Source organism: Escherichia sp. AM3, from assembly GCF_032029835.1.
In the GTDB taxonomy this organism is placed as follows: domain Bacteria; phylum Pseudomonadota; class Gammaproteobacteria; order Enterobacterales; family Enterobacteriaceae; genus Escherichia; species Escherichia coli.
Map to the genome: position 1 here is coordinate 1 of NZ_JAVUPQ010000603.1, position 417 is coordinate 417.

Sequence of the window (417 nt, forward strand, 5' to 3'; positions counted from 1 at the left end):
TGAAAATGTATCTTTACTTGTATTGTGTTTTATGCGTAGTCTCCCTGTGTAGTATGTAACTTGTTAATTTTCATATGAATACAGAGGCAACACGATGAAAAATATTGCAGCTATCAAACGTAATAACCGCAAGATTCACGCTCGTAAGTTCCTGTCTACGCCAGAAGGAAAAGCCTGGCTAGAGCGTAAACAGAGAGAGAACGAAGAAAGAAAACTCCTTAGTGAGTTGAAATGGCTTAAGGATTGAATCACCAGTAGGCGCATAACACATCCAGCGATCAAAGATGTGTTTATGCGCCTGATAGTGAAATTATTAAAGTCGTTTAGTTAACATCGCCATTGCTTGAGCAATAATTGCAACAGCGTCCATCTCTTCACTGGGAGCGATGCAAATGCGGTAACTAATAGCCACAATGA

Annotated in this window: 1 protein-coding gene; it reads left to right on the plus strand. The window is 39.8% G+C overall.

Going from position 1 to position 417, the window contains the following annotated elements; translation table 11 throughout:
• Positions 1-94 precede the first annotated feature (94 nt).
• A complete protein-coding gene (locus RTW80_RS27475) occupies positions 95-247 on the plus strand; it encodes a hypothetical protein (protein ID WP_000788776.1) in 153 nt (50 codons plus the stop codon).
• The last annotated feature ends 170 nt before the right edge of the window (positions 248-417 follow it).